This is a genomic window from Pseudomonas sp. R4-35-07 (genome assembly GCF_003852235.1).
GTDB lineage: Bacteria > Pseudomonadota > Gammaproteobacteria > Pseudomonadales > Pseudomonadaceae > Aquipseudomonas.
This window is the reverse complement of the sequence record NZ_CP027732.1, coordinates 5,334,388-5,357,039: the sequence shown is the minus strand read 5'-3', so window position 1 is coordinate 5,357,039 and position 22,652 is coordinate 5,334,388. Positions and strand designations below refer to the sequence as shown.

The window sequence follows — 22,652 nt, the reverse complement described above, 5'->3', positions numbered from 1 at the left end:
ACCATGACAACCAATGTAATCAGCCTGGTATCCGTCGGCGCCCACCCCACTTCCGGGCGCCCGCGCCGTGCCGAACAAGATGCGCGTGCGGTCGAGCTGGGGCTGCAGATGGCTGGGGATAAGTTGCAGGTACTGCACGCCGGTGACATCAGCGAGCCGACCTTGCGCAGCTACCTGGGCATGGGCCTGCCGCAACTGCATGTACTGGAACAGCCGGCGGGCGCCGATGCGTTGCCGGTGTTGAGTGACTATCTACGCGACGCCGGTGCCCAGGTGGTGCTCACCGGCAGCCAGGCGGAAACCGGCGAGGGGTCGGGCATGCTGCCGTTCCTGCTGGCCGAACAATTGGGTTGGCCGCTGATTGTCGGCCTGGCCCAGGTGGAGTCCATCGAAAGCGGCGTAGCCCACATGCTGCAAGCCTTGCCCCGTGGCCAGCGGCGGCGCTTGAAGGTACGCCTGCCTTTTCTCGCCACTGTGGATAACGCCGCGCCCAAGCCTCGGCAAAGCGCCTATGGGCCGGCGCAACGTGGCGAGCTTGCCGCCCACGAAGTCGAGATCGAGCAGGACGAGTTATTCACAGACGCGCTGCTGCAGCCGGCCAAGCCGCGGCCCAAGCGCCTCAAGGTGATCAAGGCCAAGAGCGGCGCCGACCGTATGAAGGCAGCAACGGCCAAAGCCAGTGGTGGTGGTGGGCAGGTGCTCAAGGGCGTGAGCCCGGAGGCGGGCGCTGAAGCCATTCTCAAGCTGTTGATAGAAGAAGGCGTCGTACGCTGAACCCCTGTGGGAGGGGGCTTGCTCCCGATGGCGGAGTATCAGTTGATATAGCTGTAACTGACCCACCGCTATCGGGAGCAAGCTGTTCTGGTCTAGTAATTTTGGACATTCTTTTCGGTTTTCACGCCGCTAGCTTTTCCGCCGCTATCGGTGAGTGGTAACCGTTGTAACTGTGGCGCCTTACGCTGTTGTAGCGCGCCACATATCGGTTGATATCTGCCCGAGCTTCGCACTCCGAGCTGTAACCTTTCTCGGGCACCCACTCGGACTTCAAACTGCCAAAAAAACGCTCCATCGGGGCGTTATCCCAGCACTGGCCTTTTCGACTCATGCTCTGCTTCAGCTCATGTGCCTGCAGTTCGGCCCTGAATTTATGGCTGGTGTACTGGCAGCCCTGATCGGAATGAAACAGCACACCTTTAGGCCGCCCTCTCAATTCAACAGCCATGCGCAGTGACTCACTTGCCAGCGTCGCATCGGCGACCAGTGAATACGACCATCCCACCACTCGGCGGGCAAACAGATCCAAAACTACCGAGAAGTAAAGCCAGCGCTTACCGAGCTGGATATAGGTGATGTCCGCGCACCAGACCTTGTTGATGTCAGCTACGTAAAACTCGCGCTCCAGCTCATGCTCAGCCACTAAAGACTCCGCGCCTGATGACTTGTATTTATGGGGCCTGCGTTGGCGGCTTGCAATCCCGGCTTCCTTCATCAAGCTGCGAGCCATGTAACGCCCCACCTGATGGCCTGCGCCTCGCAGGTCTTCAGAGAGGGTTCTCGCTCCAGCCGATCCTCTTGAGGCCTTGTGGTACTTAACTAGAACAACCTTGAGCGCTTCGCGCTCCAGGTTGATTTTCCCCTGGCGCTGACGCCAGGCGTAGTAGCTGCTGCGGTTGACTTCAAAAACGCGGCAGCAATCTGTAATGCCGTACTGTTCGCCTAGCTCGCTGATCAGAGGAAATGATCTTTGGAGTCCAAAAGCAGGAGAACACTGGCCTTTTTTAGGATTTCGATATCCCGATCTTTCTGCCTGAGCAGGGTTTGAAGTTCCTGAATTTTCTTCTGGTCGGCAGTAATCGCCTTTGTGCCCACCATTGTTGCTCCGGCGCGCTCTTTGCGCACCTGCTCGACCCAGCGGCGCAAAGCCGTAGGGCCTATATCCAAACTGGCGCAAATTTCGGGAACAGGCATGTTCTGATCAAGCGCCATGCTTGCGGCGTTGAGCTTGAACTCGCTGGAATAGGACTTTCGCATCATCTGCACACCTTAGATTTGGGCGCCATCATAGCGCCCTATTGATGTGTCCAATTTCATTAGGCCAGATCAAGCCCCCTCCCACATTTGGATCTGAGGTTTACCCACAATGGCTGTTGATCCGCCTGTGGATAAGATGTTCGCTGTCGGTTACAGGCCTTATAAACAAAGGCTATCCTCAATCTGCTCAAAATCTGATCAAAGGTTGTTTTTACAGCCCTGAAAGTGCTGAACCCCCCGATATATGCAGGTTTGACGCGGTTTTCCACAGCGTGAGCAAAGTTGCCCCCAAAGTCTGTTGGTGCTTCTGTGGATAAGGTGTTCGCGTTCCTCTGTAGCCCTTGAGTACCGTGGCTTACAGGCTTTAGATCAAAAAATGATCAATGGGAGGTGAAACCCTGGGCTTTGAATAAGTCACGGATTTTCTTGATTTATTTTCAAAGGAAAACGCAGTTGCCCACAATTGCTGTGAGTGGCTTTGTGGATAAGTTGTTGGGCAATGGCTGGAGGGCAGGCTTTTAGCGGTCCGCGCGAGAGTTGATCAAATATTGTTCAGCACCTGGTACAAGTGTGGGAGGGGGCTTGCTCCCGATAGGGATGGATCAGCTTGCACATGCATTGGCTGATACTCCGCTATCGGGAGCAAGCCCCCTCCCACATTTTGATCCAAGGCGTGTCAGTTATTCGTGGGCGGCCACGCCTTTGAGGTAGGGCGCGGGCGCGGCACCGAGGTTGTTCAGCATGCGTTCGCTGTACCAATCGACAAAGTTAACCACGCCGAACTCATAGGTCTTGGAGTACGGGCCTGGCTGGTAAGCGGTGGAGTTGATCCCGCGCTGGTTCTCTTCGGCCAGGCGACGGTCCTGGTCGTTGGTGGCGTCCCACACTTGGCGCATGCGCTCCACGTCATAATCAACGCCTTCCACCGCGTCCTTGTGCACGATCCACTTGGTGGTGACCATGGTTTCCTGGGCACTGATCGGCCACACGGTGAACACGATGATGTGATCGCCCATGCAGTGGTTCCACGAGTGGGGCAGGTGCAGGATACGCATCGAGCCCAGGTCGGGGTTCTTGATCCGGCCCATCAGTTTTGCGCAGCCCTGTTTGCCGTCCAGGGTCATCGACACGGTGCCCTTGAGCAGTGGCATGCGCACGATACGGTTGCGCAGGCCAAAACTGGCGTGAGCATAAGGGATTTTCTCGGCATCCCAGGCGGCGGCGGAAGCAGCCACGTGGTCCTTGAACGCCTGGTCGGCGCGCGGGTCGGTGACGTCGTCCCATTCCAGCAAGGTTTTCAGCAGTTCCGGGTGCGACGCGTTGCAGTGGTAGCACTCGCGGTTGTTTTCCAGCACCAGCTTCCAGTTGGCTTTTTCAAACAAGGTGGTCTGGATCGCCACCTTGGTGTTCTCCATGTCGTACGGTTCCATGTAATGGTTCAGGGTCGACAGGAAGTCATCGATGGCCGGTGGGTTTTCGGCCAGGCTGATGAAAATGTAGCCGCCGGCGGTCTTCACGTTCACCGGTTTGAGGCCGTACTGCTTCATGTCGAAGTCAGCGCCCATCTCGGTGCCGGCGAACAACAGGCGACCGTCCAGCTCGTAGGTCCACTGGTGGTAGTGGCAAACGAGCTTGGCGACCTTGCCCTTCTCGCTGGTGCACAAGCGCGAGCCACGGTGGCGGCATACGTTGTGGAAGGCGTGCACCACACCGTCGGCGCCACGGATCACGATGATTGGGTTCTTGCCCACTTGCAGGGTCAGGTAATTGCCCTTGGTGGGGATTTCGCAGGTCATGCCGGCAATCAACCACTCTTTCTGGAAGATCTCCTGCATGTCGATATCGAACAGTCGCTCATCAGAGTAAAACGGCTGTGGCAGCGAAAAGGTGCGCTCGCGCTCTTGCAGCATCTGCGCGGTGGCCTTGCGTGCGGGTTCCAGCGGATCGCCCAAGCTTAAGGTTGCGGTGACGTCCATCGTGTATGTCCTCATGGCCATTCTGTGTGGCCGGCGAATAGTGGCTACGGTTGGTGCTGTGCAAGGCGTAAAGAAAGTGTCTTTCGTTGGGAGCGAGTGTGGGCCCGGCGTTGCGTCGAACCTTATCCATGGGCGACATGGCCCAATCTGATCCCGACGCGCAACCCCCTGTCGTTGGGGGCTGGTCGCGGTAAGTATGTGAATGTCGCAGATAGGTAAATGGCGGATTCTCGCGTTACGCAGAATCGCCACCATAAGGCCGAGCCTCGGCGGTGGAGAACAGTATGTCCAACAGCTTCCTGAATCCGGTAACCACCCAGACCTGGGCCAATGGTCGGCACATCGTCCGTTGCGTCAAAGTCATCCAGGAAACCTGGGACGTGCGCACCTTCTGCTTCATGGCCGATCAACCGATCCTGTTCTTTTTCAAGCCCGGGCAGTTCGTCACCCTGGAGCTGGAAATCGAAGGCCAGCCGATCATGCGCTCCTACACCATTTCCAGTTCGCCCTCGGTGCCCTACAGTTTTTCGGTGACCATCAAGCGCGTACCGGGCGGCAAAGTTTCCAACTGGCTGCACGACACGCTGCATGAAGGCCAGGAGCTGGCGGTGCACGGGCCGGTGGGGCTGTTCAACGCGATCGACTACACCAATCCGAAAGTGTTGTACCTGAGCGGCGGCGTCGGTATCACCCCGGTGATGTCCATGGCGCGCTGGTTTTACGACACCAACGCCAATGTCGACATGGTCTTCGTCCACAGCGCCCGCTCGCCGAAAGACATCATCTACCACCGCGAACTGGAACACATGGCGTCGCGGATCGATAACTTCAGCCTGCACCTGATCTGCGAGAAGCATGGACTTGGAGAACCCTGGGCCGGGTACCGCGGCTATCTGAACCACAAGATGCTCGAACTGATGGTGCCGGACTTCCTCGAGCGCGAAGTGTTCTGCTGCGGCCCTACGCCGTATATGAGCGCGGTAAAACGCCTGCTGGAAGCCGCCGGTTTCGACATGACGCGCTATCACGAAGAATCCTTCGGCGCGACGCCGCCGGAAGCGCGGGCCGACGCGGTGGAGCAGGCCGAACAGGCCGCTGATGCCCCTGAAGTCGACTTGGCGGACCTGCATCAGGTGGAATTCATTGCGTCCGGCAAGAGCATTCGCGTGGCGCCGGGCGAAACCGTGCATGCGGCGGCGGCCAAGCTTGGCCTGTTGATCCCGAAAGCATGCGGCATGGGCATCTGCGGCACATGCAAGGTGATGAAGCTGGGCGGCGAGGTGGAGATGGAGCACAACGGCGGGATTACCGAAGAGGACGAAGCCGAGGGTTACATCCTGTCATGCTGCAGTGTGCCGAAGGGCGATGTGCGCATCGAGTTCTGACCCGAGCGCTGGTGACGCGGCGTCCACGGGAGGCATTCCCACGCGGAGCGTGGGAACGATCTTGACTAGCGCTGATCGTTCCCACGCTCCGCGTGGTAACGCCTCATGGGACGCTCCGCGTCCCGCTTATCAGAGCCAAGGCTGTATGTCGATCAGCCCTTCCATCCCTGCATAGTTGCGAGCGCTGGAGTACCGCCAGTGTTCTGCGCGGTCCACATAGCCTCGTTTCACGGGGTTGTGATGGATGTAATCAAGCTTCTGACGCATGACGGCCTCGCTGTAGACCAGTTCTGCATGGGAGCCTTCCTGCCAGAGTTGATAAACACGATCTGCCTTGTGCGCACGTTTGCTGAAACGCAGGCGCTGTAACACGCGCTCCGCACCTTTGCTTTGCAGGTCGTCGATGATGGTGCGGGCAGTGAAGGATTTGAATTGGCTGACGCATTTTCCCAAGTCGGGCGCTTGGGCAACGAAGTGCAGGTGGTTTTCCAGCACGACGTAGCCAAACAGGTTTAACGCATGGTTACTTTGTTGATATCGCCAGCAATCTAAAAGATGGTCCACCAAGTAACTGCGGGTGAAGAGTGGCAGCCACTCCATGACCGTACAGGTTAGAAAGTGCGGCTTTTCGGGCTCGGTGATGACGTAGCGGCTTCTACCCACGTGCTCATCCTTGAGTTGGGGTGGGACGCGGAGCGTCCAGGGGAGGAGGCATTCCCACGCAGAGCGTGGGAACGATCTGGGGGTTACTGGGCGTAGATGTGGATGACGAAGTGTTGGCCTGAGGCGGTCATTTCGTAGACTTTGTCATAGATCCTGAGCGTTCTGGATGGCTCGCGGATGGTGTCGCCGACTTTGGCGTGTTTCCTGAACTCGTCCCAGTCGATGACGGTGGTGCTATCGGTGCCGTTGCTTTGCAGGGTATTGATGTTGTTTTGATATTCCATGATTAAGCTCTCCATTGGATAGGTATTTCCGGCCGATCATTCGACGGGTAATAGACCCGAAAGGTGGCAGGTATCGCTGCGTTTCCTTTCGGGTTCCAAGAGGCTAGACAACGAAATCACATTGCGCTGCTGTCAGAAATATCAAAAAACAGACTCGGCAATCGGCCAGCACGGGCTGGGCTGATTTCTACTTCAAGCGTTCATCACTTCCCTGATATCGGCCGCCAATTCTCTTACACGCTCTTCCTCGGTATCCCACGCACACATGAAGCGCGCGCCGCCTTTGCCGATAAAGGTGTAGAAACGCCAGCCCTTGGCGGTCAGCGCGGCGATGGCCGGTTCCGAGAGTTGCAGGAACACGCCGTTGGCTTGCACCGGGAACATCAGCTCAACGCCAGGAATATCCGCCACCAGGCTGCTGAGCAGTTGCGCGCAGTGGTTGGCGTGGCGCGCATGCTTGAGCCAGGCGTGGTTTTCCAGCAGGCCCACCCACGGTGCCGACAAAAAGCGCATCTTCGACGCCAGTTGGCCGGCCTGTTTGCAGCGGTAGTCGAAGTCTTCGGCCAGCTTGTGGTTGAAGAACAGGATGGCTTCACCCACCGCCATGCCGTTCTTGGTGCCGCCAAAGCACAGCACGTCTACACCGGCCTTCCAGGTCAGGTCGGCCGGTGAGCAGCCGAGGAAGGCGCAGGCGTTGGAGAAGCGTGCGCCGTCCATGTGCAGGTTCAGGCCCAGTTCCTTGCAGGTAGCGCTGATGGCGCGGATTTCCTCCGGGGTGTAGACGCTGCCGACCTCGGTGGCCTGGGTCAGCGTGACGACGCGCGGTTTCGGGTAGTGGATGTCCTGGCGCTTGAGGGCGATTTCGCGGATCGATTCCGGGGTCAGCTTGCCGTTTTCGGTACGCGCGGTGAGCAACTTGGAGCCGTTGGAGAAAAACTCCGGCGCGCCGCATTCGTCGGTCTCGACGTGGGCGGTTTCCGAGCAAATCACGCTATGGTAGCTCTGGCACAGCGAAGACAGCGCCAGGGAGTTGGCGGCGGTACCGTTGAAGGCGAAGAACACTTCGCAGTCGGTTTCGAACAGATTGCGGAAACCGTCGGCGGCGCGGTGGGTCCACTCATCATCACCGTAGGCGCGTTGATGGCCCTGGTTGGCTTGTTCCATGGCGGCCCAGGCTTCCGGGCAGATGCCGGAATAGTTGTCGCTGGCGAATTGTTGGCTCTTGTCGGTCATGGCCCATTCCTGTGGTCGATGTTGGTGCGCACTTTAACCAAGATTGGGAGGGGGGCGCACGCACTGTAAATGCAAAGTCGTTGGGGAATTATGCACGGTACTGAAACGATTCCTGTCGGACGTATCCGCGATGGCGCTTTGGATCTGCTCAAGTGGCTGGCACTGCTGAGCATGGTGCTGGACCACCTGCGCTATGTGGGGTTGAGCCTGGATGGGCTGTACGTGCCGGGGCGCCTGGCGTTCCCGTGGTTTTGCCTGGCGATCGCGGCGAACCTGCATCGCGCGCGCAAGGCGCCGATGAGCGGCCAGTGGCGCTACCTGGGCTGGCTGCTGTTGTTCAGTGTGATCAGCGAAGTGCCCTACCGGCTGTTCATCGAAGATGCCGATACGTTGAATGTGCTGCCGACCCTGGCACTGGGCGTGCTGGTTGCCAGGGGATGGCAGCACAAAGCCCTGGTTGATCGGGGATTGGCGCTGCTGGCGCTCGCAATAGGCGCTGTATTTTCCACGCAACTGATGTTCGGGTTTTTTGGTGTATTGCTGCCACTGGCGATGCTGCTGGTATTCAGTCGGCCATGGTATTTCAGTGTATTGCCGGGCTTGGTTTGCGTGGCCGCCAACCAATGGCAGATTTTGCTCAACAGCGGCTCGATCGTTGCGCTGACCGGGTTGGCCGCGTGCCTGATCGCGCCATTGGCCGGATTGGTCTTGTTGCGACATGCCAAAAGCGCCTCCCCGCCCGCCATGCGTCGCTGGGCGTACGCTCTGTACCCCGCGCATTTCCTCCTGCTGCTACTCATCCGCCAGATCATCGCTTAACCCTTGTGGGAGGGGGCTGCCCCCGATTGCGGTGTGTCAGCCGCTGCATCTGCAAGCTGATCCACCGCTATCGGGGGCAAGCCCCCTCCCACATTTGTTTCGTGTCGCTCATCTAATGTCGTAAACGCACCTTTGCGTGGCGTGCGCAGGCATTTGACCTGCACGCGCCAGCCCTACCATCGCATCAAAGGGCCCTGCACGGGCCTCAACAATACGAAAGGCTGGGAGAGACGCGATGTTCAGCAAACAAGACCAGATCCAGGGATATGACGACGCACTGCTGGCGGCGATGAATGCCGAGGAGCAGCGTCAGGAAGATCATATCGAGCTGATCGCGTCGGAGAACTACACCAGCAAGCGCGTGATGGAAGCTCAAGGCAGCGGCCTCACCAACAAATACGCCGAAGGCTACCCGGGCAAGCGCTACTACGGCGGCTGCGAGCATGTGGACAAGGTCGAGGCCCTGGCCATCGAGCGCGCCAAGCAGCTGTTCGGCGCCGATTACGCCAACGTGCAGCCGCATTCCGGCTCCTCCGCCAACAGTGCGGTGTACCTGGCGCTGATCAATGCCGGCGACACCATTCTCGGCATGAGCCTGGCCCATGGCGGTCACCTGACCCACGGCGCCAAGGTGTCGTCCTCGGGCAAGCTGTACAACGCGGTGCAGTACGGCATCAACACCGACACCGGCCTGATCGACTACGACGAAGTCGAGCGCCTGGCCGTGGAGCACAAGCCGAAAATGGTCGTGGCCGGTTTCTCTGCCTACTCCAAGACCCTGGATTTCCCACGCTTCCGTGCGATCGCCGACAAGGTGGGCGCGCTGCTGTTCGTCGACATGGCCCACGTCGCCGGCCTGGTGGCCGCCGGTCTGTACCCGAACCCGCTGCCGTACGCGGACGTGGTCACCACCACTACTCACAAGACCCTGCGCGGTCCACGCGGTGGCCTGATCCTGGCCAAGGCCAACGAAGCCATCGAAAAGAAACTCAACGCGGCTGTCTTCCCCGGCGCCCAGGGCGGCCCGCTGATGCATGTGATCGCCGGCAAGGCGGTGTGCTTCAAGGAAGCAGCAGAGCCAGGCTTCAAGGCGTATCAGCAACAAGTGATCGACAACGCCCAGGCCATGGCCGAAGTGTTCATCAAGCGCGGCTACGATGTGGTCTCTGGTGGCACCGACAACCATTTGTTCCTGGTCAGCCTGATCCGTCAGGGCCTCACCGGCAAAGACGCGGACGCCGCCCTCGGCCGCGCCCACATCACCGTCAACAAGAACGCTGTGCCGAATGACCCGCAGTCGCCGTTCGTGACCTCGGGCCTGCGCATCGGTACCCCGGCGGTCACCACCCGTGGCTTCAAAGTGCCGCAGTGCATCGAACTGGCCGGCTGGATCTGCGACATCCTCGACAACCTCGGCGACGCCGATGTCGAGGCCAACGTGGCCAAGCACGTGTCTGCCCTGTGCGCTGATTTCCCGGTTTATCGCTGAGCGCGGTTTTGGAGTAATGACTATGCAACGCTACTCAGGCTTCGGCCTCTTCAAGCACTCCCTCAGCCATCACGAAAACTGGCAGAAGATGTGGCGCACGCCGACCCCCAAGAAGGTCTACGACGTGGTCATCGTCGGCGGCGGCGGGCATGGTCTGGCGACCGCTTACTACCTGGCCAAAGAGCACGGCATCACCAACGTGGCCGTGGTCGAGAAAGGCTGGCTGGGCGGCGGCAACACGGCGCGCAACACCACCATCGTGCGTTCCAACTACCTTTGGGATGAGTCGGCGCACCTGTATGAACACGCGATGAAACTCTGGGAAGGTTTGTCCCAGGACCTGAACTACAACGTGATGTTCTCCCAGCGCGGTGTGTACAACCTGTGCCACACCCTGCAGGACATCCGCGATTCCGAGCGTCGCGTCAGCGCCAACCGCCTCAACGGCGTAGACGGCGAACTGCTCAACGCCAAACAGGTAGCGGACGAGATCCCGTACCTCGACTGCTCGAAAAACACCCGTTACCCGGTCCTCGGCGCCACCGTGCAACGGCGCGGCGGCGTGGCCCGCCACGATGCCGTGGCCTGGGGTTTTGCCCGCGCCGCTGACGCTCTCGGTGTGGACTTGATCCAGCAGACCGAGGTGATCGGCTTTCGCAAGGAAAACGGCGTGTGCATCGGCGTGGAAACCAACAAGGGCTTTATCGGCGCCAAGCGCGTCGGTGTGGTCACGGCGGGTAACTCCGGGCACATGGCGTCACTCGCCGGGTTCCGTTTGCCGATCGAGTCCCACCCGCTGCAAGCGTTGGTGTCGGAGCCGATCAAGCCGATTATCGACAGCGTGATCATGTCCAACGCCGTGCACGGCTACATCAGCCAGTCCGACAAGGGCGACCTGGTGATCGGCGCCGGTATCGACGGCTACAACGGCTACGGCCAGCGTGGTTCGTACCCGGTGATCGAACACACCATCCAGGCCATCGTCGAGATGTTCCCGGTATTGTCCCGGGTGCGCATGAACCGCCAGTGGGGCGGCATCGTCGACACCACGCCGGACGCCTGCCCGATCATCTCCAAGACCCCGGTGCCGAACATGTTCTTCAACTGCGGGTGGGGTACCGGTGGCTTCAAGGCTACGCCGGGCTCAGGCAACGTGTTTGCCGCGAGCCTGGCCAAGGGTGAAATGCATCCGTTGGCCGCGCCATTCTCCATCGACCGTTTCCACAACGGTGCGCTGATCGACGAACACGGCGCTGCGGCCGTCGCCCACTAACAGGAGAAATTTCCTATGTTGCATATCTTCTGTCCTCACTGTGGCGAACTGCGCTCCGAAGAGGAATTCCACGCGTCCGGCCAAGCGCACATCCCGCGCCCGCTGGACCCGAATGCCTGCACCGATGCGCAGTGGGGCGACTACATGTTCTTTCGCGACAACCCCCGTGGCCTGCACCACGAACTGTGGATTCACGCCGCCGGTTGCCGTCAGTACTTCAACGCAACGCGCGACACCCTGACTTACGAAATTCTTGAAACCTACAAGATCGGCGAGAAGCCGCAATTCACCGCCAAGGCCGCTGGAGAGAAGGTATGAGCCAGATCAATCGCCTGTCCAACGGTGGCCGGATCGACCGTAACAAAGTCCTGACCTTTACCTTCAACGGGCAGAGCTACAAGGGCTTTGAAGGCGATACCCTGGCCGCTGCACTGCTCGCCAACGGCGTCGACATCATCGGCCGCAGCTTCAAGTACTCGCGCCCTCGCGGCATCTTCGCCGCCGGCGCCGAAGAGCCGAACGCGGTGCTGCAGATCGGCGCCACCGAAGCCACCCAGATTCCCAACGTGCGCGCCACGCAACAAGCGCTGTACCAAGGCCTGGTTGCCACCAGCACCAACGGCTGGCCGAGTGTCAACAACGACATGATGGGCATCCTCGGCAAGGTCGGCGGCAAGCTGATGCCGCCGGGTTTCTATTACAAAACCTTTATGTACCCGCAGTCGTTCTGGATGACCTACGAGAAGTACATCCGTAAGGCGGCCGGCCTTGGCCGTTCGCCGACCGAGAACGATCCGGACACCTACGACAACTTCAACCGTCACTGCGATGTGCTGGTGGTCGGTGCCGGCCCGGCCGGCCTCGCCGCTGCACTGGCGGCTGCGCGCAGCGGTGCGCGGGTGATCATTGCCGATGAACAGGAAGAGTTCGGTGGTTCGCTGCTGGATTCGCGTGAAAGCCTTGACGGCAAGCCGGCGACCGAATGGGTCGCCAGCGTGATCGCTGAGCTCAAAGCCCTGCCGGACGTGGTGCTGCTGCCCCGCGCCACCGTCAACGGCTACCACGACCATAACTTCCTGACCATTCACGAGCGCCTCACCGACCACCTTGGCGACCGTGCGCCGATTGGCGTGGTGCGCCAGCGTATCCACCGCGTGCGTGCCAAGCGTGTGGTGCTGGCCACCGGTGCGTGTGAGCGTCCGCTGGTGTACGGCAACAACGACGTGCCGGGCAACATGCTCGCCGGAGCCGTCTCTACTTACGTGCGCCGCTACGGCGTGGCACCGGGCAAAAAGCTGGTGCTGTCGACCAACAACGACCACGCTTACCGCGTTGCACTGGACTGGCTCGATGCGGGCCTGCAAGTGGTCGCGGTGGCCGATGTACGCCACAATCCACGCGGCGCGCTGGTTGAAGAAGCCCGCGCCAAAGGCATTCGTATCCTCACCGGCAGCGCCGTGGTCGAAGCGCGTGGCACCAAGCGCGTGAGCGCTGCCCGAGTGGCTGCGATCGATGTGAAAGCACACAAAGTCACCAGCCCCGGCGAGTGGCTGGACTGCGACCTGGTGGCCAGCTCCGGCGGCTACAGCCCGGTGGTCCACCTGGCCTCGCACCTGGGCGGCAAGCCGACCTGGCGTGAAGACATCCTCGGTTTCGTGCCGGGCGAAGCGCCGCAGAAACGCGTGTGCGTCGGCGGTATCAACGGCGTCTACGGCCTGGGCGATTCCCTGGCCGATGGGTTCGAAGGCGGCGTACGTGCGGCCAGCGAAGCCGGATTCGCCCCGGTTGAAGGCGTGTTGCCGAAAGCCTTGAGCCGTCTGGAAGAGCCGACCCTGGCGCTGTTCCAGGTGCCGCACGAAAAAGTTACCGCACGGGCGCCGAAGCAATTCGTCGACCTGCAGAACGACGTGACCGCCGCCGCCATCGAACTGGCTACCCGCGAAGGTTTCGAATCGGTCGAGCACGTCAAGCGCTACACCGCGCTGGGCTTCGGTACCGACCAGGGCAAGCTGGGTAACGTCAACGGCCTGGCCATTGCCGCCCGCTCGCTGAACGTGACCATCCCGCAGATGGGCACCACCATGTTCCGTCCCAATTACACACCCGTGACATTCGGGGCGATAGCGGGCCGTCACTGTGGGCACATCTTCGAACCGGTGCGCTACACCGCGCTGCAAGCCTGGCACGTGAAGAACGGCGCCGAATTTGAAGACGTCGGCCAGTGGAAACGCCCGTGGTATTTCCCGCGCAACGGCGAAGACCTGCACGCTGCGGTCAAACGCGAATGCCTGGCCGTGCGCGACAGCGTCGGCCTGCTGGATGCGTCCACCCTCGGCAAGATCGATATCCAGGGCCCGGATGCCCGTGAGTTCCTCAACCGTATCTACAGCAACGCCTGGACCAAGCTCGACGTGGGCAAGGCGCGCTACGGCCTGATGTGCAAGGAAGATGGCATGGTCTTCGACGACGGCGTCACCGCCTGTCTGGCCGACAATCACTTTCTGATGACCACCACCACCGGCGGCGCCGCGCGTGTTCTGCAGTGGCTGGAAATCTATCAACAGACCGAATGGCCGGACCTCAAGGTGTACTTCACCTCGGTCACCGACCATTGGGCGACCATGACCCTGTCTGGCCCCAACAGCCGCAAACTGCTGAGTGAAGTCACCGACATCGACCTGGACAAGGACGGCTTCCCGTTCATGACCTGGAAAGAAGGCCTGGTGGGCGGCGTACCGGCGCGGGTGTTCCGTATCTCGTTTACCGGCGAGCTGTCGTATGAAGTCAACGTGCAGGCCGACTACGCCATGGGCGTGCTGGAACAGATCGTCGAGGCCGGCAAAAAGTACAACCTGACGCCGTACGGCACCGAAACCATGCACGTACTGCGCGCCGAGAAGGGCTTCATCATCGTCGGCCAGGACACCGACGGCTCGATGACCCCGGACGACCTGAACATGGGCTGGTGCGTAGGCCGTACCAAACCGTTCTCTTGGATCGGCTGGCGCGGAATGAACCGCGAAGACTGCGTGCGTGAAGAGCGCAAGCAGCTTGTCGGGCTCAAACCGATTGACCCGACGGTATGGCTGCCGGAAGGCGCACAGTTGGTGTTCGATCCGAAGCAGACGATCCCGATGAAGATGGTCGGCCACGTCACCTCAAGCTATGCGCACAACTCCCTGGGCTATTCGTTTGCCATGGGCGTGGTGAAGGGCGGCTTGAAGCGCATCGGCGAACGGGTGTTTTCGCCCCAGGCCGATGGCAGCGTGATCGAGGCGGAGATCGTGTCTTCGGTGTTCTTTGATCCGAAAGGTGAGCGGCAGAACATCTGATACCTGATCGTTCCCACGCTCGGCGTGGGAATGCATCCCCGGGACGCTCCGCGTCCCTTGAGCGGACGCAGAGCGTCCATGGCGGCATTCCCACGCAGAGCGTGGGAACGATCAATACAGAATTCAGACAGGTGCTTTATGACAGCAGCCAACGTATACCAACAACGCCCCACCACCGGCGCCAAGGCCGAGTCCTCGCTGCACCATGCCGACCTCGCCACCCTGGTCGGCAAGGGCCGCAAGAATGCCGGCGTGACCGTGCGTGAAAAGAAGCTTCTGGGCCACCTGACCCTCCGCGGCGACGGCCACGATGCCGCATTCGCCAGCGGCGTGCACAAGGCCCTGGGCATCGAACTGCCTGGCGCCCTGCAGGTCATCGTCAACGGTGAAACCAGCCTGCAATGGCTCGGCCCGGACGAGTGGCTGTTGATCGTGCCAGGCGGCGAAGAGTTCGCTGCCGAACAAAACCTGCGCGCGGCGTTGGGCGACCTGCATATTCAGATCGTCAACGTCAGCGGCGGCCAGCAAATTCTTGAACTCAGTGGTCCGAACGTGCGCGATGTGCTGATGAAGTCCACCAGCTACGACGTGCACCCCAACAACTTCCCGGTGGGCAAGGCGGTGGGCACGGTGTTCGCCAAGTCGCAACTGGTGATCCGTCATACCGCAGAAGACACCTGGGAACTGCTGATCCGTCGCAGCTTCTCGGACTACTGGTGGTTGTGGTTGCAGGACGCCTGCGCCGAGTTTGGCCTGAGCGTTCAAGCCTGATCGTTCCCACGCTCCGCGTGGGAACGCATCCCGGGACGCTCCGCGTCCCAAGAGCGGACGCAGAGCGTCCATGGCGGCATGCCCACGCAGAGCGTGGGAACGATCAAGGAGTCAACCGTAATGAGCCGCGCACCCGATACATGGATTTTAACCGCCGACTGCCCCAGCGTGCTCGGCACGGTGGACGCGGTCACCCGCTACCTGTTCGAGCAGGGCTGCTACGTCACCGAGCACCACTCGTTCGATGACCGCCTCTCGGGCCGGTTTTTCATCCGCGTGGAATTTCGCCAGCCGGACGGTTTTGACGAGCAAGCCTTTCGCGACGGCCTGGCCACGCGCGGCGAAGCCTTTGGCATGATCTTCGAGCTGACGGCGCCCAACTACCGGCCCAAAGTGGTGATCATGGTCTCCAAGGCCGATCACTGCCTGAATGACTTGCTGTACCGCCAGCGCATCGGCCAATTGTCGATGGACGTGGTCGCGGTGGTGTCCAACCACCCCGATCTGAAACCCTTGGCCGACTGGCACCAGATTCCCTACTTCCATTTCCCGCTGGACCCCAACGACAAGCCGTCCCAGGAGCGCCAGGTGTGGCAAGTGGTGGAAGACACCGGCGCCGAATTGGTGATTCTTGCGCGCTACATGCAGGTGCTGTCGCCGGAACTGTGCCGCAAGCTGGATGGCAAGGCGATCAACATCCACCACTCGTTGCTGCCGGGCTTCAAGGGCGCCAAGCCCTATCACCAGGCGTACAACAAGGGCGTGAAACTGGTCGGCGCCACGGCGCATTACATCAACAACGATCTGGATGAAGGCCCGATCATCGCCCAAGGCGTGGAGGTGGTGGATCACAGCCACTATCCCGAGGATTTGATTGCCAAGGGACGCGATATCGAAGGGCTCACGTTGGCGCGGGCGGTGGGGTATCACATCGAGCGGCGGGTGTTTCTGAACGCCAATCGGACGGTGGTGCTCTGACCGGCGCCATCGGGGGCAAGCCCCCTCCCACAGGGGAACGCATTCCAATGTGGGAGGGGCGGTGCGACGATTCGACTTGCCCCCGATGAGGCCCTCACAAACAACGCAAAAACAGCATCTGTAACCCGAGCACTTAAACGCGCTGCCCACCTAACAGGGCAACGCAGTTCCATAAAAACAACAGCGAGGTGAAAGCATGTCTGGTAATCGTGGTGTCGTGTATCTCGGCAACGGCAAGGTCGAAGTACAGAAAATCGACTATCCCAAAATGCAGGACCCCCGTGGCAGGAAGATCGAGCACGGCGTCATCCTGCGCGTGGTCTCTACCAACATCTGCGGCTCCGACCAACACATGGTGCGTGGCCGCACCACCGCCCAGACCGGCCTGGTGCTGGGGCATGAAATCACCGGCGAAGTGATCGAGAAGGGCAGCGATGTCGAGAACCTGAAGATCGGTGACCTGGTGTCGGTGCCCTTCAACGTAGCGTGCGGTCGTTGCCGCTCCTGCAAGGAAATGCACACTGGCGTGTGCTTGAGTGTCAACCCGGCGCGCCCGGGCGGTGCCTACGGTTATGTCGACATGGGCGACTGGACCGGTGGCCAGGCTGAATACGCGCTGGTGCCTTACGCCGACTTCAACCTGTTGAAACTGCCGGACCGCGACAAGGCGATGGAGAAAATCCGTGACCTGACGTGCCTCTCCGACATTCTGCCGACCGGCTATCACGGCGCGGTCACGGCAGGCGTTGGTCCAGGCAGCACGGTCTACATCGCCGGTGCTGGCCCCGTGGGCCTCGCCGCTGCCGCATCAGCACGTCTGTTGGGCGCTGCGGTCGTGATCATCGGCGACGTCAACCCGATCCGCCTGGCCCACGCCAAGGCCCAGGGCTTTGAAATCGCCGACCTGTCCACCGACACGCCGTTGCACGAACAGATTGCCGCGCTGCTCGGCGAGCCGGAAGTGGACTGCGCCGTCGATGCCGTCGGCTTTGAAGCACGCGGCCACGGCCACGACGGCGTCAAGGCCGAAGCCCCGGCCACGGTGCTCAACTCACTGATGGGCGTGGTACGCGTGGCGGGCAAGATCGGTATCCCTGGCCTGTACGTCACCGAAGACCCAGGCGCTGTCGATGCCGCCGCTAAAATGGGCAGCCTGAGCATTCGTTTTGGTCTGGGTTGGGCCAAATCCCACAGCTTCCACACCGGGCAAACGCCGGTGATGAAGTACAACCGCCAGCTGATGCAGGCGATCATGTGGGACCGTATCAACATCGCCGAAATCGTCGGCGTGCAGGTGATCAGCCTGGATGACGCGCCACGTGGCTATGGCGAGTTCGATGCGGGTGTGCCGAAGAAGTTTGTGATTGACCCGCATAAGCTGTTCAGCGCGGCGTAAAGCCTTGGGCAGATGTCCCAGCCACTGAAAACCAAATGTGGGAGGGGGCTTGCCCCCGATGGTGGTGGTTCAGTCAGTGCCTGTGTGACTGACCTGCCGCTATCGGGAGCAAGCCCCCTCCCACAAGGGATTTAGGGTGTTTTAGGGATTAGCGTATGGCCAGTGCCCCCTGGTAGACGGTCGGGCCGGTTGGCTGCTTGCTCAGCGAGCCACCCTTGGTCTCCGAACTCACCATCAGTTCCACCGGCTTGCTGATGCTTTCCTGTTGGCGTGGATTCAAACCAATGATGCCTTTGCCATCTTCCGGCAAAAGTCCCAGAGACACAGGCGTGCCGTCTTTGGGGATGGCCCACAGCTCCAGGCTCTGGTCGGGCGCAGGCGCCGTGGCGGCAATCGGCTGTACTTCCAGATAATCCTTGTGCGCCATGATTTGCGCGGCCGGCTGCTGGGTCGTTGTCACCAACGTCGCCGCGGATTTGACGCTGTCCTGGGTGTAGAGCGCGCCGCCGATGCCGGCAGCCACTACGGCACAGGCGCCGATGAACAGACGCGGGCGGCTCCAGAAGGCAGGCTTGTGCTCAATCACTTGGGGTTGGATCGCAGTCATAAGTCTCTTCCTGACAAATTTTGTAGTCAGTTCCTAGACCCGCTTATCCCCGATGGGTTCCGGAACAACCGACGGGATACCCAGTCCAACGCCTGCTTTTGCACCTATCTCCTGAGGTTGTCTTGATGAAGATTTCACGCGGTTTTGCCCTTTCCTGCCTGTTGACCGTGGCCGCCAGCCCGGTGTTTGCCGCAGGCTTCAGCCTTGGCGATGCGGCCAACGCCATTTCCGGCATGCAGGGTGGCAACAACAAAGCCGCCGCCGCTGCTCCAACATCGGAGACGGCCGACCTGCTGACAGCCTTGACCTCTCAACTCAATATCACCCCGGAGCAAGCCGTCGGCGGCACGGGCGCGATGCTGGGCCTGGCGAAGAACAAGCTGAGCAGCAATGACTTTTCGCAGCTGGGCGATAGCGTGCCGGGCCTCGATAAACTGTCGGGTAACAACGCCCTGGGCAGCCTGGGTGCCTTGAGCGGGATGCTCGGCCAGGCCGGCGGCAGCAAGACCAGCGGCCTGGACGGCCTGCTGGGCAACGTGAAAAACACCAATGACTTGAACACCGCGTTCAGCGCCCTGGGCATGGACAGCGGCATGATCGGTCAGTTTGCCCCGGTGATCCTGCAATACCTGGGCGGGCAGGGCGCCGATAGCTCGGTGCTGGGCAAGCTGGCCCAGGCCTGGGGCACCGGCAGCTAAGACTGCTGCGCGCGCAGCTGCTCGATGCGCGCATCCTTCTCCCGCCAGAGCTGGTTGACCCAGTTCTGGACGGTCAGGCGAAACGCCGGATCGTTCTCGTAGTCCCCCTGCCACAGCGCCGCGTCCAATTCACGGGTGCGGATATCCACGATCACCTTCGGCACTGCGCCGCTGATCAAATCCCAGAACCCTGGAATCTTTGGCTGTGGATAGACCACGGTCACGTCGAGGACGGCATCCAACTGCTCGCCCAGCGCCGCCAACACAAAGGCCACGCCGCCCGCCTTCGGTTTGAGCAGTCGGTTAAACGGCGAGTCCTGCTGCTTGCGTTTAGCCTCGCTGAACCGCGTGCCTTCCAGGTAGTTGACCACCGTCACCGGCTGGCGCTTGAACAGCTCGCAGGCCTCTTTGGTGATCTTCAGGTCCTGCCCGGCCAACTCCGGATGCTTGGCCAGGTACGCTTTGGTGTAGCGCTTCATGAACGGATAATCCAGCGCCCACCAGGCCAGGCCAAGGAAGGGCACCCAGATCAGCTCTTTTTTCAGGAAGAATTTGAAGAACGGTGTGCGCCGGTTCAATGCCTGGATCAGCGCTGGAATATCCACCCAGGACTGGTGGTTGCTGATGACCAGGTAAGAGGTGTCGCCCCGCAGGTCCTCACCGCCGCGAATATCCCACTGGGTGGGAATGCACACCGCGAAGATCAGCTTGTCGATCTCGGCCCAGGTCTCGGCGATCCACATCACCGCCGATGACGCATAGTCACGCGAGCGGCCCGGTGCCACCAGCTTGAGCAGGGCAAACACCAGCAAGGGGCCGATCAAAATCAGCGTGTTGAGTAACAGCAGCAGTGTGACCAAACAGCCGGTGAGCAGGCGGCGCATAAGCAACTCTTGAAATTCTGTGGGCGGGCAATGATAAGCAAGGTGAGTCTAGAGGCCAAATCGCAAATGGCTGTACGAATGTTTCACAACGTGCCGGTTATGCTCGGTGATCCAACTAAGTGCCGTGCGTGCGGTCTAGAATCCGTCCACTTCTTTCGAGGAAATCATGCCGTGAAATTGCTCCTTGGCGCGTTCGCCCTAGTTTTTCCCGTTATCACCACCTTGCCCGTGATGGCCGCCGAACCGACCCTCTACGGTCGCTACGAATACATTCAACTGCCGGAAATCGGCCAGACCTTCAAGGCCAAGATGGACACCGGCGCGTTGACCGCCTCGCTGTCGGCCCGCGATATCGAAACCTTCACCCGTGATGGCGATGACTGGGTGCGCTTCCGCCTCGGCGGCAAGGACGCCGACAACAAAGTCTACGAGCACAAGGTCTCGCGCATCAGCAAGATCAAGAGCCGCGCCGACGAAGATGACGACAAGGACGAAGCCAGTGTGGCCAAGCGCCCGGTGATCGACCTGGAGATGTGCCTGGGTGACGTCAAGCGTACCGTCGAGGTCAACCTCACCGACCGCAGCAGCTTCAATTACCCGCTGCTGATCGGCGCCAAGGCCTTGCGTGAATTCGGTGCAGCAGTAAACCCGGCCCGTCGTTACACTGCCGAAAAACCGGACTGCTGACGGACCCACATGCCGCATATCCTGATTGTCGAAGACGAAGCGGCGATTGCCGACACGCTGATCTTCGCCCTGCAAGGCGAGGGCTTTAGCACCACCTGGCTGAGCCTGGGCCAGGCGGCGCTGGAGCATCAGCGCCAAACCCCGGCCGACCTGATCATCCTCGACATCGGCCTGCCCGACATCAGCGGTTTTGAAACCTGCAAGCAACTGCGTAGGTTCAGCGAAGTGCCGGTGATGTTCCTCAGCGCGCGCGATGGCGAGATCGACCGGGTGGTGGGGCTGGAAATCGGCGCCGACGATTACGTGGTCAAGCCCTTCAGCCCGCGTGAAGTGGCGGCCAGGGTGCGGGCGATTCTCAAGCGGGTCGGCCCGAATGCGGCGCCTGCGGTGTTCCAGGTCGACCTGGAACGCATGCAGATCCACTATCGCAGCCAGCCGCTGAGCCTGACGCGTCACGAATTCCGCCTGCTGCAAAGCCTGCTGGAGCAACCCGAGCGTGTGTTCAGCCGCGAGCAACTGTTGGACGCGGTAGGCGTACCCGCCGACGCTGGTTACGAGCGCAACATCGACAGCCATATCAAAAGCCTGCGCGGCAAGTTGCGCAGCGTGGCCGCCGATGCCGAGCCGATCCAGACGCATCGCGGCCTGGGTTACAGCTACAGCCCGAGCCATAGCTGATGCGCCTGGGGCTGCGGATTTTCCTGGTGTACGCGCTGTTTATCGGCCTGACCGGTTACTTTGTGCTCAACACAGTGATGAAGGAAATCCGCCCCGGCGTACGCCAGTCCACCGAAGAAACCCTGGTGGACACCGCCAACCTGCTCGCCGAAATCCTACGCACCGATGTGAAGAACGGCACCCTCGGCCAGAGCCACTGGCCGCAGGTGCTCAAGGCGTATGGCAATCGTCAGCCGGGCGCGGTCATCTGGGGCCTGCCGAAGAACCAGGTCAACCACCGCATCTATGTCACCGACGCCAAGGGCACGGTATTACTCGACTCCACGGGCGAGGCGGTGGGTCAGGACTATTCCAGGTGGAACGACGTGTACCTGACCCTGCGCGGTGAGTACGGCGCGCGCTCAACCCGCAGCGAAGCGGATGACCCAACCTCGTCGGTGATGCACGTGGGCGCGCCGATTCGTGACGACGGCCGGATTATCGGCGTGGTGACCGTGGCCAAGCCCAATAGCTCGTTACAGCCCTACGTCGACCGCACCGAGCGGCGCCTGCTGTGGTACGGCGCCGGGCTGGTGACTCTGGGCCTGCTGCTGGGCGCACTGTTGTCTTGGTGGCTGAGCGTCGCCCTGAAACGCTTGACCGCCTATGCCGAGGCCGTCAGCGAAGGGCGTCGGGCCGAGTTGCCGCATTACCGTGGCGGCGAGCTCAAGCAGCTGTCCACCGCTGTCGAACACATGCGCACGCAGCTGGAGGGCAAAGCCTATGTCGAACATTACGTGCACACCCTGACCCACGAACTGAAAAGCCCGCTGGCGGCCATTCGCGGCGCGGCGGAGTTGCTGCAGGGCGACATGACCCGCGAACAGCAGCAGCGTTTTGTCGGCAATATCGACAGTGAAAGCGCGCGCCTGCAACAGTTGATCGAGCGGTTGTTGAACCTGGCGCAGGTGGAGCAACGCCAGGGGTTGGAAGAACAATCGAGTATCGCGCTGGCGGGCCTGGTCGATGATGTACTCAAGGCGCAATGTGCGCGGATCGAAAGCGCCGGCCTGCAGGTCGAGCAAAGTATCGGCGCCGATGTGCGGGTGTTTGGCGAACCCTTCCTGCTGCGCCAGGCCCTGGGCAACCTGCTGGACAACGCCCTGGACTTCACCCCGCCCGGCGGCGAACTGCGGTTCAGTGCGCAGGTGCGGCACAACGACGTTCGGGTGAGCCTGTTCAACCAGGCCGCGCCGATTCCGGATTACGCCTTGCCGCGCCTGAGCGAGCGTTTCTATTCCCTGCCGCGTCCGGCCAGCGGGCGCAAAAGCACCGGCCTGGGCCTTAACTTTGTCGAAGAAGTGATGAAGCTGCACGGCGGTACGCTGCAGATCGGCAACGTACCGGGTGGCGTGGAGGTGGTGCTGCATCTCCACACAATCTCCACACTGCCCACATAAATCCCCCACACAGGCTGCCCAGACTCTCC

Annotated in this window: 22 protein-coding genes; 14 read left to right on the top strand and 8 right to left on the bottom strand. The window is 60.9% G+C overall.

The window, feature by feature from the left end:
* Positions 1-3 precede the first annotated feature (3 nt).
* The gene (locus C4J89_RS24555) at positions 4-774 is read left to right on the top strand and encodes an electron transfer flavoprotein subunit beta (protein ID WP_124415766.1); all 771 of its coding nucleotides are present in this window, start codon (positions 4-6) and stop codon (positions 772-774) included.
* A gap of 121 nt (positions 775-895) precedes the next feature.
* On the opposite strand, the gene C4J89_RS24550 is transcribed toward C4J89_RS24555, so the two are convergent.
* From C4J89_RS24550 to gbcA, 3 genes are all read right to left on the bottom strand, one after another.
* The gene (locus C4J89_RS24550) at positions 896-1,702 is read right to left on the bottom strand and encodes an IS3 family transposase (protein ID WP_256681820.1); all 807 of its coding nucleotides are present in this window, start codon (positions 1,700-1,702) and stop codon (positions 896-898) included.
* Between the two features lie 26 nt (positions 1,703-1,728).
* Complete coding sequence (locus C4J89_RS27275) at positions 1,729-2,034, bottom strand: transposase (RefSeq protein WP_256681760.1); 306 nt, start codon at positions 2,032-2,034, stop codon at positions 1,729-1,731.
* A 677-nt stretch (positions 2,035-2,711) separates the two neighbouring features.
* Positions 2,712-4,007: a glycine-betaine demethylase subunit GbcA gene (gbcA, locus tag C4J89_RS24545; protein ID WP_124368614.1), complete on the bottom strand. Its 1,296-nt coding sequence runs from the start codon at positions 4,005-4,007 to the stop codon at positions 2,712-2,714.
* A 284-nt stretch (positions 4,008-4,291) separates the two neighbouring features.
* On the opposite strand from gbcA, the gene gbcB reads away from it, so the two are divergent.
* On the top strand, positions 4,292-5,392 hold the full coding sequence (gene gbcB, locus C4J89_RS24540; RefSeq protein WP_124364713.1) for a glycine-betaine demethylase subunit GbcB: 1,101 nt from the start codon (positions 4,292-4,294) through the stop codon (positions 5,390-5,392).
* Between the two features lie 129 nt (positions 5,393-5,521).
* Here gbcB and C4J89_RS24535 read toward each other — a convergent pair whose 3' ends face one another.
* The 3 genes from C4J89_RS24535 to C4J89_RS24525 form a co-directional block, all read right to left on the bottom strand.
* A complete protein-coding gene (locus tag C4J89_RS24535) occupies positions 5,522-6,055 on the bottom strand; it encodes a transposase (protein WP_124364712.1) in 534 nt (177 codons plus the stop codon).
* A gap of 83 nt (positions 6,056-6,138) precedes the next feature.
* Entirely contained in the window at positions 6,139-6,339 is a 201-nt protein-coding gene (locus C4J89_RS24530; RefSeq protein WP_124368612.1) for a hypothetical protein, read from the bottom strand.
* 192 nt (positions 6,340-6,531) lie between these two features.
* Positions 6,532-7,572: a low specificity L-threonine aldolase gene (locus C4J89_RS24525; protein WP_124364710.1), complete on the bottom strand. Its 1,041-nt coding sequence runs from the start codon at positions 7,570-7,572 to the stop codon at positions 6,532-6,534.
* Between the two features lie 90 nt (positions 7,573-7,662).
* On the opposite strand from C4J89_RS24525, the gene C4J89_RS24520 reads away from it, so the two are divergent.
* From C4J89_RS24520 to fdhA, 8 genes are all read left to right on the top strand, one after another.
* A complete protein-coding gene (locus C4J89_RS24520; RefSeq protein WP_124415765.1) occupies positions 7,663-8,391 on the top strand; it encodes a TraX family protein in 729 nt (242 codons plus the stop codon).
* 235 nt (positions 8,392-8,626) lie between these two features.
* Positions 8,627-9,880: a serine hydroxymethyltransferase gene (glyA, locus tag C4J89_RS24515; RefSeq protein ID WP_124415764.1), complete on the top strand. Its 1,254-nt coding sequence runs from the start codon at positions 8,627-8,629 to the stop codon at positions 9,878-9,880.
* Positions 9,881-9,902: 22 nt separating this feature from the next.
* The gene (locus C4J89_RS24510; protein WP_010207084.1) at positions 9,903-11,153 is read left to right on the top strand and encodes a sarcosine oxidase subunit beta; all 1,251 of its coding nucleotides are present in this window, start codon (positions 9,903-9,905) and stop codon (positions 11,151-11,153) included.
* A 15-nt stretch (positions 11,154-11,168) separates the two neighbouring features.
* Positions 11,169-11,471 (top strand): sarcosine oxidase subunit delta, encoded by a 303-nt coding sequence (locus C4J89_RS24505; protein ID WP_124372093.1) that lies wholly within the window; start codon positions 11,169-11,171, stop codon positions 11,469-11,471.
* Positions 11,468-14,485, top strand: a complete 3,018-nt coding sequence (locus tag C4J89_RS24500; protein WP_124408367.1) for a sarcosine oxidase subunit alpha — start codon at positions 11,468-11,470, stop codon at positions 14,483-14,485. Before C4J89_RS24505 ends, C4J89_RS24500 begins: the two co-directional genes overlap by 4 nt.
* A 138-nt stretch (positions 14,486-14,623) precedes the next feature.
* Entirely contained in the window at positions 14,624-15,256 is a 633-nt protein-coding gene (locus tag C4J89_RS24495; protein WP_124415763.1) for a sarcosine oxidase subunit gamma, read from the top strand.
* Positions 15,257-15,376: 120 nt separating this feature from the next.
* Positions 15,377-16,234, top strand: coding sequence for a formyltetrahydrofolate deformylase (gene purU, locus C4J89_RS24490; protein ID WP_124364704.1), 858 nt, complete (start codon positions 15,377-15,379; stop codon positions 16,232-16,234).
* A gap of 196 nt (positions 16,235-16,430) precedes the next feature.
* Entirely contained in the window at positions 16,431-17,630 is a 1,200-nt protein-coding gene (fdhA, locus tag C4J89_RS24485; protein WP_065885453.1) for a formaldehyde dehydrogenase, glutathione-independent, read from the top strand.
* 148 nt (positions 17,631-17,778) lie between these two features.
* On the opposite strand, the gene C4J89_RS24480 is transcribed toward fdhA, so the two are convergent.
* Positions 17,779-18,237, bottom strand: a complete 459-nt coding sequence (locus C4J89_RS24480) for an anti-sigma factor domain-containing protein (protein ID WP_124364703.1) — start codon at positions 18,235-18,237, stop codon at positions 17,779-17,781.
* A 125-nt stretch (positions 18,238-18,362) separates the two neighbouring features.
* On the opposite strand from C4J89_RS24480, the gene C4J89_RS24475 reads away from it, so the two are divergent.
* Entirely contained in the window at positions 18,363-18,935 is a 573-nt protein-coding gene (locus C4J89_RS24475; protein ID WP_124364702.1) for a DUF2780 domain-containing protein, read from the top strand.
* Here C4J89_RS24475 and C4J89_RS24470 read toward each other — a convergent pair.
* On the bottom strand, positions 18,932-19,819 hold the full coding sequence (locus C4J89_RS24470) for an acyltransferase (RefSeq protein ID WP_124364701.1): 888 nt from the start codon (positions 19,817-19,819) through the stop codon (positions 18,932-18,934). The genes C4J89_RS24475 and C4J89_RS24470 overlap by 4 nt on opposite strands.
* A gap of 171 nt (positions 19,820-19,990) precedes the next feature.
* Between C4J89_RS24470 and C4J89_RS24465 the strand changes: the two genes are divergently transcribed.
* From C4J89_RS24465 to creC, 3 genes are read left to right on the top strand one after another with little or no spacing between them, the layout of a single operon-like run.
* Positions 19,991-20,506 carry an ATP-dependent zinc protease gene (locus tag C4J89_RS24465; protein ID WP_372238960.1) on the top strand — a complete coding sequence of 172 codons (516 nt, stop codon included), beginning with the start codon at positions 19,991-19,993 and terminating at the stop codon, positions 20,504-20,506.
* A gap of 9 nt (positions 20,507-20,515) precedes the next feature.
* Complete coding sequence (gene creB / locus C4J89_RS24460) at positions 20,516-21,184, top strand: two-component system response regulator CreB (RefSeq protein WP_124415762.1); 669 nt, start codon at positions 20,516-20,518, stop codon at positions 21,182-21,184.
* Positions 21,184-22,623: a two-component system sensor histidine kinase CreC gene (gene creC / locus C4J89_RS24455; RefSeq protein ID WP_124415761.1), complete on the top strand. Its 1,440-nt coding sequence runs from the start codon at positions 21,184-21,186 to the stop codon at positions 22,621-22,623. The genes creB and creC overlap by 1 nt, the downstream gene beginning before the upstream one ends.
* Positions 22,624-22,652: the final 29 nt, after the last annotated feature.